Origin of the sequence: Enterococcus dongliensis, assembly GCF_031927985.1 — a bacterium.
In the GTDB taxonomy this organism is placed as follows: domain Bacteria; phylum Bacillota; class Bacilli; order Lactobacillales; family Enterococcaceae; genus Enterococcus_A; species Enterococcus_A dongliensis.
Map to the genome: position 1 here is coordinate 133,445 of NZ_JARPZC010000001.1, position 13,783 is coordinate 147,227.

At 37.9% G+C, this 13,783-nt stretch carries 14 protein-coding genes; 9 read left to right on the forward strand and 5 right to left on the reverse strand.

Features of this window, described 5'->3' with window-relative positions; all coding sequences use genetic code 11:
- The first annotated feature begins 46 nt into the window (after positions 1 to 46).
- The 3 genes from P7D84_RS00630 (at position 47) to P7D84_RS00640 (ending at position 3,411) form a co-directional block, all read left to right on the forward strand.
- Entirely contained in the window at positions 47 to 1,102 is a 1,056-nt protein-coding gene (locus P7D84_RS00630; RefSeq protein ID WP_311804674.1) for a TFIIB-type zinc ribbon-containing protein, read from the forward strand.
- Positions 1,099 to 1,887 carry a TPM domain-containing protein gene (locus tag P7D84_RS00635; protein WP_311804675.1) on the forward strand — a complete coding sequence of 263 codons (789 nt, stop codon included), beginning with the start codon at positions 1,099 to 1,101 and terminating at the stop codon, positions 1,885 to 1,887. The genes P7D84_RS00630 and P7D84_RS00635 overlap by 4 nt, the downstream gene beginning before the upstream one ends.
- A 132-nt stretch (positions 1,888 to 2,019) precedes the next feature.
- Positions 2,020 to 3,411 carry a serine hydrolase gene (locus P7D84_RS00640; protein ID WP_311804676.1) on the forward strand — a complete coding sequence of 464 codons (1,392 nt, stop codon included), beginning with the start codon at positions 2,020 to 2,022 and terminating at the stop codon, positions 3,409 to 3,411.
- A 38-nt stretch (positions 3,412 to 3,449) separates the two neighbouring features.
- On the opposite strand, the gene P7D84_RS00645 is transcribed toward P7D84_RS00640, so the two are convergent.
- Positions 3,450 to 3,935 (reverse strand): GyrI-like domain-containing protein, encoded by a 486-nt coding sequence (locus P7D84_RS00645; RefSeq protein ID WP_311801209.1) that lies wholly within the window; start codon positions 3,933 to 3,935, stop codon positions 3,450 to 3,452.
- Between the two features lie 227 nt (positions 3,936 to 4,162).
- Here P7D84_RS00645 and P7D84_RS00650 point away from each other — a divergent pair, with 227 nt between their 5' ends.
- Positions 4,163 to 5,356 carry a YdcF family protein gene (locus tag P7D84_RS00650; RefSeq protein WP_311804677.1) on the forward strand — a complete coding sequence of 398 codons (1,194 nt, stop codon included), beginning with the start codon at positions 4,163 to 4,165 and terminating at the stop codon, positions 5,354 to 5,356.
- Positions 5,357 to 5,384: 28 nt separating this feature from the next.
- Here the strand turns inward: P7D84_RS00650 and P7D84_RS00655 are convergent, their stop codons facing one another.
- Positions 5,385 to 7,733: an ABC transporter ATP-binding protein/permease gene (locus P7D84_RS00655; RefSeq protein ID WP_311804678.1), complete on the reverse strand. Its 2,349-nt coding sequence runs from the start codon at positions 7,731 to 7,733 to the stop codon at positions 5,385 to 5,387.
- 130 nt (positions 7,734 to 7,863) lie between these two features.
- Between P7D84_RS00655 and P7D84_RS00660 the strand changes: the two genes are divergently transcribed.
- The 3 genes from P7D84_RS00660 (at position 7,864) to P7D84_RS00670 (ending at position 9,976) form a co-directional block, all read left to right on the forward strand.
- Positions 7,864 to 8,538: a response regulator transcription factor gene (locus P7D84_RS00660; protein ID WP_311804679.1), complete on the forward strand. Its 675-nt coding sequence runs from the start codon at positions 7,864 to 7,866 to the stop codon at positions 8,536 to 8,538.
- Complete coding sequence (locus tag P7D84_RS00665) at positions 8,535 to 9,581, forward strand: sensor histidine kinase (RefSeq protein WP_311804680.1); 1,047 nt, start codon at positions 8,535 to 8,537, stop codon at positions 9,579 to 9,581. The genes P7D84_RS00660 and P7D84_RS00665 overlap by 4 nt, the downstream gene beginning before the upstream one ends.
- An 86-nt stretch (positions 9,582 to 9,667) precedes the next feature.
- Positions 9,668 to 9,976, forward strand: a complete 309-nt coding sequence (locus P7D84_RS00670; RefSeq protein ID WP_137602916.1) for a hypothetical protein — start codon at positions 9,668 to 9,670, stop codon at positions 9,974 to 9,976.
- Between the two features lie 103 nt (positions 9,977 to 10,079).
- On the opposite strand, the gene P7D84_RS00675 is transcribed toward P7D84_RS00670, so the two are convergent.
- The 3 genes from P7D84_RS00675 to P7D84_RS00685 form a co-directional block, all read right to left on the reverse strand.
- Positions 10,080 to 10,397: a branched-chain amino acid transport AzlD family protein gene (locus tag P7D84_RS00675; RefSeq protein ID WP_137602915.1), complete on the reverse strand. Its 318-nt coding sequence runs from the start codon at positions 10,395 to 10,397 to the stop codon at positions 10,080 to 10,082.
- Complete coding sequence (locus P7D84_RS00680; protein WP_311801212.1) at positions 10,390 to 11,148, reverse strand: AzlC family ABC transporter permease; 759 nt, start codon at positions 11,146 to 11,148, stop codon at positions 10,390 to 10,392. The genes P7D84_RS00675 and P7D84_RS00680 overlap by 8 nt, the downstream gene beginning before the upstream one ends.
- Before the next feature lie 277 nt (positions 11,149 to 11,425).
- On the reverse strand, positions 11,426 to 12,799 hold the full coding sequence (locus tag P7D84_RS00685; RefSeq protein ID WP_311804681.1) for an AcpB/EbpR/MafR family transcriptional regulator: 1,374 nt from the start codon (positions 12,797 to 12,799) through the stop codon (positions 11,426 to 11,428).
- A gap of 108 nt (positions 12,800 to 12,907) precedes the next feature.
- Between P7D84_RS00685 and P7D84_RS00690 the strand changes: the two genes are divergently transcribed.
- Complete coding sequence (locus P7D84_RS00690) at positions 12,908 to 13,627, forward strand: hypothetical protein (RefSeq protein ID WP_311804682.1); 720 nt, start codon at positions 12,908 to 12,910, stop codon at positions 13,625 to 13,627.
- On the forward strand, positions 13,624 to 13,740 hold the full coding sequence (locus tag P7D84_RS13815; protein WP_376716029.1) for an LPXTG cell wall anchor domain-containing protein: 117 nt from the start codon (positions 13,624 to 13,626) through the stop codon (positions 13,738 to 13,740). Before P7D84_RS00690 ends, P7D84_RS13815 begins: the two co-directional genes overlap by 4 nt.
- The last annotated feature ends 43 nt before the right edge of the window (positions 13,741 to 13,783 follow it).

A 13,783-nucleotide genomic window follows, 5' to 3' on the forward strand; every position in this document is an offset into this window, starting at 1 on the left:
TAGCGGTGACAAACATCGAATTTTTACGAAATAGGAGGATCTGCAAATGGCAGATGTACTAACACATCATTGTCCCAATTGCGGCGGTCCTTTAACATTCAATCCAAGTGATCAAAAATTTCATTGTGATTATTGTTTAAGTATTTTTACAGTGGAAGACATTGAACAATTTGAAGCAAAAGAAAAAACAACTGCAGAAGCAACTAGCTCCGAAACAGACAGAGCTAAAGACGTTGATTTGTTCCTTTGCCCAAGCTGCGGCGCTCAAATTGTTACAGATCACACGACCGCTGCAACTTATTGTTACTTTTGTCATAATCCCGTCGTGTTATCAGGCCGTCTAACCGGCGCGTTTTTACCTAATAAAGTCCTGCCTTTTAAAATCGATCGAAAAAAAGCAGTCGATGACTTTTTAACTTGGTCTCAAAAAAAACGGTTTGTTCCAAAAGATTTTTTCAACGAGCAACAGATTGAAAAAATGACCGGCGTTTACTTTCCTTATTGGGTAGTTGACGCTGAAACTGCAGGATCTTTGACCGGTAAAGGCACTTCTCTACGAGTTTGGGTTGTTGGAGACATCGAATATACTGAAACAAAAGTTTATCAGATTTTTCGACAAGGAAAAGCAAAGATCCATCAGCTGACCAAAAATGCTTTGACTAAAAATCTCCAACAGAAAATGGTCGAAGGGGTTCAACCCTTTCCGATTGATCAAGCAGTTGATTTCCATACAGAATATCTAGCCGGTTTCCAAGCAGAAAAACGTGATATCGAAATCACGGAACTTGCAGAGCAGATTGACCATGAATTAACTGAATACACCAAAGACTTATTGCGTGATACGATTGCTGGCTATACGACATTCACCCCAAACAATCAGTCAGTTACTGTCGAAAAACAGGACAATCACTATATGCTGCTTCCTGTCTGGTTGGTGACCTACCAGGATTCAGCCAATAAAACTTATTATTATGCTATGAATGGTCAAACTGGCAAAGTCAGCGGGGTATTGCCGATCAGCAACAAACGTTTAGGTTTGTTTTCAGGTGGAATCTTTTTCGTATTATTGATTATTGCTTTGATCGTGGGGTATTTTATATGAAAAAAATACTTTTATTTATTGGTTTTCTAGCACTATTTTTTCCACTGAAAGTTTTTGCTGCTTCAAACACCATAGATGATCAAGCGAATTTACTGACACCAACAGAACGAACAGAACTTTCAAATCAAGCTGATGCAATCAATCAACAAATCAAAGGTGAGATCTTTATCCTCACCACAAATAACAACACCGAAGAACCTCGAACTTTTGCCAATGAACAATTGATGGCCCGTGTTGGTAAAAATAATAATGGCGCTTTACTTTTATTAGATATGAATCAGCGAGAAATTTATTTAACGACCTCTGGCAATATGATCGATTATGTGACGGATAAACGGCGTGAACAACTTTTAGACGATGTAGAAGCTGCCATGAGAGTCGGAGATTACTCTCAAGCAGCCTCGGATTATTTGACCAATATTCAAAAATTCGTAGACGCCGGTATCCCAAGTGGCTCTTATCGTATCGATGAAGAAACTGGGAAAATCACTTATTACAAGTCAATCACTTGGTTGGAATTGACAATCAGTTTGATCGTTGCAACAATTGCAGCAGTCGGATTCTTTCTTTTTATTCGTTTGCGCTACCAATTAAAAATCGGAACATATCGTTATCCTTACCGGCAAAACGCTCAATTGGATCTGACCGAACGACAAGATCAACTCGTCAATTCTTTTGTTACGACACGGCGAATCCCCAGACCTTCCAAACATAACGGCGGTGGCGGTAGTACGACAAATTCCAGCGGCGGCGGAACCTTTGGCGGCGGTGGACGCGGTTTTTAACTAACTATTCATTAAAAATTCAACACCAGAGTTTGAAATTTTAAGAAACTCTGGTGTTTTCTTGTGCTTTCTTGAATTTAGCTAATGATTTTGCTAAACTTTCAAGGTTAATAGAAATAAAGGAGCGTATCGATGAATAAAAAGAACAGATTCCCTCTTATTTTGGTTGTGCTGGTGCTTTTTTTCCAAAGTCTCATAGGAATCACCGCTCAAGCTGCAGACGAATTCACAGTCAAGGCAGATGCGGGATTTGCTATTGATGCTGATTCAGGGAAAGTCTTTTTTAATCAGAACGGAGATACCCCAAAAGGCATTGCATCGATTACTAAAACAATCACGGCCTACCTTGTTTTAGATGCGATTAAACAGCAAAAAATTACTTGGGAACAAGAAGTACCAATCTCAGCCTATGCTGAAAAATTAAGTACCGTCCCTGATTTATCTAACGTAACTTTAGTCCAAGGACAGAAATACACCGTCAGAGATTTATTTGAAGCTCTGATTGTCCAATCGGCTAATGCTTGCGCTGTTGCTTTAGCAGAATTGATTGCAGGCAATGAGCACACCTTTGTTGATCAGATGCGCGAGCAATTGATCAAATGGGATATCAAAGACGCGACTATCATCAACTCTTCTGGTTTGAGCAATGTATTTTTAGAAGATCAGATTTATCCTGGGACTCAAAAAAATGATGAAAACTTGATGTCTGCTCGTGATGTAGCCATCGTAGCACAGCACTTGATCAAAGATTTTCCTGAAGTTTTAGAGGTTTCTAAGATCAAAGAAAAGAAATTCGCTCCAAATACGACTCACCCTGATGAAATGAAAAACTGGAACGTCATGTTATTTGATGGGCCAAATTACAAAGCTGGTGTCGATGGTCTGAAAACTGGAACCACTGATCTGGCAGGAGCGTGTTTTGTTGGAACAATCCAAAAAGATGGGCGTCGAGTGATCACAGTGATCTTAAAGGCTACTGATCAGGAAAAAGATGAGAATGCTCGGTATGTTGAAACGAGTAAATTGATGGATTACTGTCTGAATAATTGGAGCCAACAAGATATCATGGTCGCAGGTCAAGCACCAAGTGATCAAAAAGAATTGGCTGTTACTGACGGCAAACAAAAAACAGTCCCTTTAGCTATGGAATCGACTGTACGACTATGGATCCGAAAAGACATGGATCCGAAAAATCTGACCTTTAAAACGACTCTAAATCACTCATTATTAGACAATGCGGCAATTAGTGCGCCCGTTTATAAGAGTGAGAAAATTGGTCATGTTACCGTCTCATTGACTCAAGACACACTTGGTTACGTTCAAGCAAACGAAGGTGCTTCAACAGAACTTATCACCACAAAAGCAGTAGAAAAAGCCTCTACCTCGGAATTAATCTGGCGAAAAGTGGTTCATTCAGCTAATTCAATTTGGAAAGTTACTGCTCAAACAGCTAATTCAATCTGGCAAGTTATTGTTCAAACAGCTGACTCGGTTTGGCAAAAAACGACTCAGCTATTTAACTAAAAACAAATAAAAAACTTTCGACGACTGTCGAAAGTTTTTTATTGTGCTGTAAAAGGAAAGTACAACTCTACTTCACCTTCTGCAAAATGCGGCAAGTAGTGCTCCTGAATCGCTCCGGCAAGAGTCACTTTCTCTAAGGGAAAAATTTCACCCAACATTAAATTTGTCGCTGCTTCGATTTTTTCTGCACTAGCCATCACTGTCAAATAACTCATAGGCGGCAATTCCCAACGAACCCACCCTTCAGGAGCTTCGATCGTTTCAGGTACTTGGACGCCTGCTAAGTAGCGTCCTTCTTCTTGCCAAGGCGCTAACCAGTCTTGACCATCACTCATCAATCCCCACAAATGTAGTTCATTGATTTCTTGATCGTTTAAAACCTCAGTCAATTCCTCAAAATGAACATTCACTTGATCCCATAATAACGGGACCCAAGATGCGCCTTCTTCTGCCAAACCACGTCCTTCTTTACCAATGACAAAAAGTGTTGGTAAATCTACTCGATTGACTCCTTTGATCTTCATCCAACTCCTCCTTACCTATAATTAATCCGCTAACTCAAGATTAATTTTACTAATCTTTTCTAATAAAACCAACTAATCCTTCTTAGCTGCCTATTTCCTACTTTCTTTGCTATACTAAAAGTATTCCAAAAAGCTAAATGATTGCTCGACAACATTGTAGATAACTGGAAAATCGGAATAATTTTTTATGAAATTATTTACTTCTAATTTAGGAAAGATGTGATAAGGTGGATATACCACGAGATTTACTGGCTTTAGTGATCTATTTGATTGTTTTGATAGGCGGTCTGGTTCGTTTCAAACACAAAAAATTTAAACACTTTTCATTATGGACTGGTCTGTTTCTAGTCCTCTATTTTTGTGTACTTGAAATCCAGAATAAAACTTTCTTTATTTTGATTCCGCTCTTCTTTTTTCTTTTATTTTGCTATTTCTATTTTAAAGAAAAGTGTCGCTTACGAAACGGCTGGCTGCTGAATCTCTTCCTCATCAGTTTTATGGGTTACGTAGCACTTGTTACATTTTCTTCTATTTCTTTGATTGGAATAGGAATTCTTGCGATTTTGACTCTGCTGCTCTTTTTAACAGTACTATTTGGTTTATATGCTGCAATTATTTTTTTGATTGGTAATAGTTTCATTGTTTTACGTCACGAATCTCGCAGACTGCCAAATCTTTTGACCTTAATTTTAGCTTTAGCCATTCTCGCTTTAGTGATTTTACAAACTTTTGGCCCTAAAATTTTCCCTGGATGGGCAGTTATCTTATTATCGATTCCAACAACGATCGCCTTTTACTTTTTTGTTGTCTTTTGGAATTTTTTATCCATCTCACTGCTTTATCAGATTAACCAGCCAAAATACAATCAAGATTTTGTGATTGTTTTAGGTGCTGGATTGATCGATGGTCGAAAAGTGACCCCGTTACTAGCCAAACGAATCGACCGAGCGATCCAATTTTATCGCAAACAAAGTGAAGAGACTTCCTCCCCGCCGCAACTTTTAATGTCAGGTGGGCAAGGTTCCGATGAAAAAATCCCTGAAGCACAAGCGATGCGAGAGTACGCACTAGAACAAGGGATTCCTGCTGAAGACCTACTTATGGAAACTCAATCTACTAATACCTTAGAGAATATGCAGTTTAGTAAGGAAATTATGGATCGGAAAAAGCCAGCTGGCTATCATGCGATTTTTACTTCTAACAACTATCATATTTTTAGAGCTGGGATGTACGCTCAAAATGTCGGATTAAACATCGACGGAATCGGTTCAAAAACCGCTCGTTATTATTTGCCAAATGCCTTTTTAAGAGAGTTCATTGCCGTAGCATTAATGAATAAACATCTTCATCTTATTATTTGCGGATTGATCACCTTAGGCTTTGTTGCGTTATCCTTTGTCAGTTATTTCTTTGTTCGCTAAAAAAAGAACGCCAAATTGGCGTTCTTTTTTATTCTGCTCGTAAAGCAATTGCGGCATCTTTTTTCGCTGCCATTCTTGCTGGGATATGTCCGCCGATCATCGTTAATACAGTCGAAACAAGGATCAAAACAATGCCGTGAACAGGATTTAATTGTGCGACATTTTTTAATTCTGTCATATTATACAAGATCGCATTGATAGGGAACGTTGCTAGATAAGCAATCACGACTCCTAATGTTCCTGAAGCAACTCCTAAGATACACGTTTCTGCATCAAACACACGCGTAATATCTTTTTTACGTGCACCTAGAGCTTTCAAGACACCGATTTCTTTTGTCCGTTCAATGACCGAAGTATAAGTGATAATACCAATCATAATCATGCTGGTCACAAGAGAAATGCCCGCAAAAGCTACTAACACATACGTAATTGCATCCATCAAACCACCAGTCAATTCTGTCATCGTTCCAGCTAGATCTGTATAGATGATTTTATCTTCTTTTTGCTTGCCTTTATTGTAAGCATCCAGATAATCTAAGATTTTGTCTTTATCTTTGTAGTTGTTTGGATAGATCATGATATTGCTAGGGATGCTATCGCCGCCTAAATAAGCAAGCGTACTGTCTTTTGTTGCGGCATCCAATTTTTCATTGGTCATCACATTTGTCTCAGTTTCTTTTTGCGCTTTCACGATTTCAGAATCTTTGTTATCATTCACGATTTTAGCAGTCAGTTCGTTGCTATAAGCGATCCCTGGTGCTAACAAGTTCATCGTTGATGATTGTTTCACTCGTAAGATTCCTGCGACTTTCAAGACTTCATTTTCCGCATTAGCATACATTGCTTGGTAATCATTATTTGGAATAAAATTGCCCGTTGGTAACTTTGTATAATACTCATTGTTGTTGATTAATTTAAATTCTGTTCCGACAATTTTATCAAAATCTAGCTTGTCGCCATCTTTTACATCAAAACCTAAGTTTTTCAACGAATTGATATTGGTACTATTATTGGCATCTACAATCAATACAACATCTGTATCGGCTTTCGGATAAGATCCTGACAACAGCTTATAATTTTCTGCTAAAAAGTTGCCTGACTGTTTATCTAACTGTGTTGGAAAAGAAGAGACTCCCATTCCCGTCATACTAGACATGGCACTCATCATAGATAGACTGCCATCTGATGCTTCATTAGATAGTTTTACTGGTTTGATTTCCCCATTTATATCGCGTAAAAGATTCATTCCCACCACGCGAGTAAAACCAATATTATTACTTAGTTCCGGATTAATATCGTTGATGTAATCTACATACTCTTGATCGATTTTATTCGTGTGCTGTGCTTTGTCTTCATCACTGATTTTGGCAACAATCTTATTTTTATTTTTTTGACTTGTTTTAGCCGCCTTGTCTGATCCGAGTGCCTGATTTTGATTGGCTGTTTGATCAGTTGTTGTTTTAGCAATCGTAATAGGATATTTCGCCATTGCCTCAGCTTGGGTACTGTCAATTTGTTTTTGAAAACCACTCGATAAGGAAAGCACGATCCCGATACTGATAATCCCGATACTTGAAGCAAATGCCGTCAAAAATGTCCGGCCTTTTTTAGTACGTAAATTATTAAAGGAAAGTTTCAATGCCGTCGTAAATCGCATTTTCGTACGCTTCAATTGAAAATCTTCGCCTTTTTTCCCTTCGATATGAGGATTAGAATCATCCATAATCTTACCATCAGAAAATTCAATGATGCGATCGGCATACTTATTGGCCAGTTCAGGGTTATGGGTCACCATAATGACCAATTTTTCTTTTGACAATTCTTGGATCAGATTCATAATCTGAGCACTGGTCTCGGTATCCAAAGCTCCTGTTGGTTCATCACAAAGTAAAATATCAGGATCATTGGCTAACGCTCGTGCGATTGCAACTCGCTGCATCTGTCCACCAGAAAGTTGATTCGGTTTTTTATGCATATGTTCGGCTAGACCGACTCGCTGCAAGGCTTCTTCTGCACGGTGTTTTTTTTCTTCTTTTGACACACCGCTTAGTGTCATCCCAAGCTCCACATTTTCGATAATGCCCAGATGACTGATCAAATTGTAGCTTTGAAAAACAAAACCAATCGAATTGTTACGATAAGCATCCCAATCGGCATCTTTAAACGTCTTTGTTGACGTGCCATCGATAACCATGTCACCTGAATCGTAATTGTCCAATCCTCCAATCACATTCAACATCGTCGTTTTCCCAGAACCACTGGCTCCTAAAATCGCAACAAACTCTTGTCGACGAAATGAAACAGATACGCCATCTAGTGCTTTGGTCGTTGTATCCCCAACATGATAGTGTTTCTTTATGTCTTTTAACTCTAACATCGTGTCACCTTTTCTCTATTAATTTACTTTACTAAGATAGCATGGCATTATTAACTCAAAATGAACGAAAATTCATAGTAGGTTCATAGTGATTTGCTACTATTATTGAGCAAAAAGGAGGGCAAAGCAAATGAATCGGATACTTATCGTAGAAGATGATGAAAATTTATCATTACTTTATCAAACAGCGTTAAAAAATGAACATTTCGAAGTGTTTCCTGCAGCAAACGGTATCGAAGCCTTAGAAATTTTGGACAAACAATTCATTGATTTGATCATCAGCGACATCATGATGCCAGAGATCGACGGATATGAACTAGCCGAGAGTCTACGGGATACAAATTACACGCAACCGATTTTGTTTATTACAGCCAAAGATTCTTTTGAAGATAAAAAACGCGGCTTTACAATCGGCGTTGATGACTATATGGTAAAGCCAATCGATGTGAAGGAAATGATCTTGCGGGTAGAAGCCCTACTGCGTCGAGCACAAATTGTCCATACTAAAGAGCTGGTCGTCGGTCAGACTCGGCTGAATCAGGAAACTTATGAGATTATCAGTGCTGGTGTCAAAGAAACACTGCCTCAAAAAGAATTTCTACTTTTATATAAATTATTGGCTTATCCCAACAAGATCTTTACACGCCAACAATTGATGGATGAGATCTGGGGCATGGATTCTGACACAGATGAACGGACAATTGATGTTCATATCAAACGATTACGGACACGTTTAGAGAGTACTTCAGATTTTTCAATCGAAACGATTCGCGGATTGGGTTATAAGGTGGTCATCCACTCATGAAAAAAAAATTATTTCCTCAACTTTGGATGTATTTTGTCGCTATCACTTTTTTACTGATGGTGATCGTATTGACGGTCTTTGTCTGTCTGCTGTTTCTCATCAATCATTTTCATTTATTATCACCAGAACGTGACGACCATCTTTTTCCCTTTTATTTCATCATCTTCTTAAGCTTAGTCATCGGTGCTGTTCTATCAATTTTTGTCGGTAAACGAATTTTGCAGCCGATTGGTGATCTGCGCCAGGCGATGAGTAAAGTGGCCAAGGGCGATTTTTCGATGCAGTTGGAAGAAAAACATCAAATAGAAGAGGTTGCAGAACTCTACCATGATTTTAATGTCATGGTAGAAGAACTTAGTAGTATCGAAACTTTGAGAAACGATTTTGTTTCAACTGTTTCCCATGAATTCAAAACGCCCTTAGCAACGATCAAAGGCTATGTACAACTTTTACAAAATGAGGCCTCTGAGAGCGAACGCCAAATTTATTTAGAACGTATGTTGGATGGGACCCAGCAACTGACCCATTTGACGGAGAATATTTTGAAATTAAGCAAACTTGAAAATCAAGGAATCGGACTAGACTTTCAGATATTTCGTTTAGATGAACAAATTCGTGAAGTAATTTTATTTTTACAACCGAAATGGGAACAATTAAATCTGACTTTAGATCTGACCTTGCCTCGCACAGAATATTACGGCAATGAAGAATTTCTTTATCAAGTGTGGTTGAATCTAATGGATAATGCCATTAAATACAGTCAAAAAAACGGCAGTATCCATATCCACTTAACAAACGATGCTCTAGGACCAACCATCATTATTTGTGATGAAGGAATCGGGATGACTAAGGCAGTCACTGATCGGATCTTTGATAAGTTCTATCAAAGTGACACTAGCCGCAAAACTTACGGAAATGGTTTGGGGTTAGCTTTGACCAAACAAATCATTTTACTGCACCATGGAACCATCCAAGTCAAGAGTACACCGGAACAAGGCAGCAGTTTTAAACTATTTTTGCCAAATGACCCAAAAAATTCATAATTATTTGGGAGAAAAAACAAATTAATTCATTATTAGTTAATATTTCTTTTGTAAGCTATGAATAACTTAAAAAAGGAGTGACCTATATGATGGAGAAACAAAAAGTTACCAAATCGGTGTACTTTGTAGAAGAAACACAAAATATCGAAGGTGCATACGTTGAAGTGAATACACTTTTTGTTGCTGACAATCAAAAACAAGCAACTGAGGTCTATGAAAAGTTAGTCAAAGAACAGCCAAAAAAATCATTTGGTCTTTTATTAAATGAATACACCATCAACGCAGAAGGGGGCTTTTTTTATAATCTATTCAAATCATGGAAAAATCTGCCAGCTGAGTTTTATCGTAAAATGCAAGTCTTGACGTATCGTCCGATTGCAGAATATCAAAATTAAAGGACTGCGGCCAAATTTGGCCGCAGTCCTTTAATATAAGGCTTCAAGTAGTTCTTAGTAAAAAATACAATATTTCCTAAGTTTTTGTTTGATGTACTATTTTTTAAATCAACGACAATAAAAACACAGCGGCTAATCCAGTAATGACTGAGATCGCCATCGAACGAGTTTTATACGCCACTCCAGCTACTAAAAACATCGCAATGATTCGGACATTGCCGATTAGTTCGAATTGATTGTCACTGATGAATACATCTTTAAATACTAGCGCCGCAAATAATGAGATCGGTACATATTTCATCCAATCACTAAACCATTGAGGGACTTGTCGTTGCGAAAAATACAACATGGGAAAAAGTCGTGGTAAATAAGACGCACCAAACAGACATAAAATCAGCAGCAATAAAGAAGTATCACTCATGATGGACCTCCCCGCCAGTCAGATCATAATGATCCGGCCCATCGTTTGTATTGGTATCTGCTGTTTTACGTATCCGTTCAATCAAGTAACCCACAAACGAAGCCAATAGCGTCGCTAAGATCAAACCAAAAGTATTTTTAAAGACCAACATAAAAACAATCGCTAGACCACCTGACAGCAAACCGGTAATCAATAACAAACCGTTGTTCAACTGCATCATAAACATAAAAATAAACATCGCAGTCAAAGCAAAATGAACCAATTCTGTATCAACGTGGATGACTGATCCAAAAATCGTACCTATTACTGTACTTCCCGTCCAAGAAGCCATCGAAAACCAATTGACCAACAAGGCTTTTTTACGATTCCACTCAGGATCAGTAGAATATTTCAAATAATTTACTGCATAGTTCTCATCATTCATTGACTGCGAGAATAGTGCAATAAATGATCGTTTTTCTTTTTTAAAAAATTGTGACAAGCTGGAACCTAGTAATGCGTAACGCAGTTCCAAGAAGAAAACCATTAAGATTGTGGACACAAATGATGCATGAACACTTATCATCGAGACGACTAAAAATTGCGCGCCTCCTGAAAAAACAAGTATCGAAAGCAAGGCTGTTAAACCGATGTTAAATCCTGCCTTTTGCAAAAGCATGCCACATGCTAAGCCGACTGGGATATAACTAAAACAAAGCGGCATAGCCGCGTATAACGCCTCTAACCATGGTGTCCTTTTTTTTACAGGCATGGTATGTTCTCAATTCCCTTCACGTTCACAGGATAAAAAGCATTTTCATTCTAACACATTCCTGTAAAAAAGATAATATTCACTGAATCATTTAATCTTGGCTGGTTTTTTTCTAATCATTCGTAAAACCAGTCTAATTTATTCTATTTATGAGAATACTTCTACTAGAATGCTGATTAACACGAATTATCTTTTCACCTTAAACATAAACATCTGTTTTAAACAAATAAAAAAAGGAAAGTTTTAAAATTTTCTTATGAAAACTTCATGTACGTTTTCAACTATTTCTTTTTTTCAACACTTGTCGAATCATTCGCAGATCACGAGCATCGATGGTGGAACGAACTTGCACTGATTTGGCATAGTGTGTGGGTAGATTGGATATGGTCAAATCTGCCGCTTCTTCTGTTTGAACAAATTTGATTCGATAGTCATTACTCAAACCGGCAATCAACGCTTCTTTTTGCATCGCTTCAAACGCATCACCCAGATCTGATAAGATGTGCACTTTTACGATGGGACGATAGGCTAAATAAGAAACGATTGTGTTAGCCAACAACAGTGAAAAAACCTCCGTTATCTTAGGATTACGCGGACTAATCTCAGCAAATAATTTTTTGCTGAAAAATGAAAAATCTGCCATGTATTGCGGGGCTGTTTTTTTCAGACGTATTTCATCTACTATCGGGAAGATTCCCGTCAATGCGTGGACTTCTAACAAGTAATGATTAAATAAAAACAAATGATTCAGCTGGTCAGCAACCTTTTTTTTCTTTTCGATTGAAACAGCAAACGTCTCTTCAAATAATTTAAGCCAGATAGCACTTTGTTCCACGGCTTTTTTTTGAACGGTTGGCGGAATGATCACCAAAGTTTTATTCTCACTTAATTCAAAAAAGAGCGGGAAAAGATTCAAGAAAAACAATAACATCCCCCAGTCATCTTGCTGCCAATGACTAAACAAAGAGGGAGCTTCATAAGCTGGACGCACACTGCTTTCATAAGTAGGTTCGACCTTAATCCGGCATTCAAAAATAAATAACAATACCCCTAATTGACTTCGTTGAACATTGGTAAACTCAAAATCAAAAAGAGCCGCTAATTGTTCGATAGGATAAAACATCTGCTCTTCAACTTCCCAAGGCAGTTCCTTGATGCCCCGATAGATTGTCCAAAGGTATTGAAAAAAAAGATACCGAATTTGATGTTCGGGTCCAATAATTCGAATCATTGTGCCTTTTGTTAGCCACAGACCCAACGGTGCCAAATTTTTTTCCAATTTATGAATATTTCTACGCAAAGTCGATGTACTAATAAAATGTTCCTCACAAAAAATGCGTATATCTACCTCTCCTAAAAGCAATAGATCCTCAAAAAAAGGCGCAAGAATACTTTGTCGAATAACTGCACTGAACAAACGTTGTAAGGGAAAGTCTGATTTCCGATTAAGCAGTGCCCCGTAATTTCGATGTTTTTCTAAAGAAACATCGGAGAAACTTTGGATGATTTTTTGCAAATGATCCAAATATTTTTGGACAGTATTCACATTTAAGCCGCTTGCTTGGGCCAGCTCTGCTCCACTGCACCAGTCATCTCGTTGTTCCAACAACATTAAAAGTTTCAGTTGCCCAGCTATTTCTTTAGTAAACACCCTATCCCTCCATTGTTTTAATTATTAGTTTCAGCTGACTGAAAAATCGACATGCCTTTTCGATTTCCCACGTTATAATCCTAAATAGTTTATTTTAGGAGGAGAAAAATGAAAAAAATTATTTATTGTCTTGTGGCTCTTTTGTTTCTTTTTCCAATGACTACAATTGCCACTTCAAATCAGCCGACACCTGCATCCATAGATGTTAACACTATTAATGTCTCATCCGCTGATCAAAACGTCAACTCTGGAAGTGTTGATGTCACTCCCGGAGAGCAATTACAATTGCATGTTTCTTTCAATTATACCGGTGGAGCCATTACTGATTATTCGGCTACGTATCTCAAAATAGATGCTGGTGATTTTAATGACGTTATCCAGCAAGTATCCCCTCAACATTTTGAGAAAAGTACGGATACACAAGCATTTACCAATGCTACACTCTCAATTTCACCAACAATCAAAGTTGGCACTGTTATTCCGGTAAAATTTACTATCGTAGGACCTGATATTAATAGCGTCAGCTACCAGACGATCACTTTTACACTCGTTGATTCTTCAACTTTGCCAAGTTCATCGACTGATTCCAGTTCGTCAATTGATTCCAGTTCGTCAATTGATTCTAGTTCGTCAATTGATTCCAGTTCATCGACTGATTCCAGTTCGTCAATTGATTCCAGTTCGTCAATTGATTCCAGTGAGTCGACTAAACCTAGTTCATCAACTAAGTTAAATTCTATCAATGTCCCTAAATCGGGAGCTAATGAGTCAAAAAAATCGTTGAAAAGTAACTTCTCAACTACTAAAAAAATACCGCAACTCCATTGAACCGAATAGTAAAATTTTTACCAAAAACTGGGATGGAAAACTCCTCGCTTATTTGGTTAGGGCTTGGTATAACGAATGTTATCGCTGCGGTTTATCTGTTACGTAAAAAATAATCGTGAAACTGTTTGCCTATTTTCTGAAAAAATATGGTAAAAT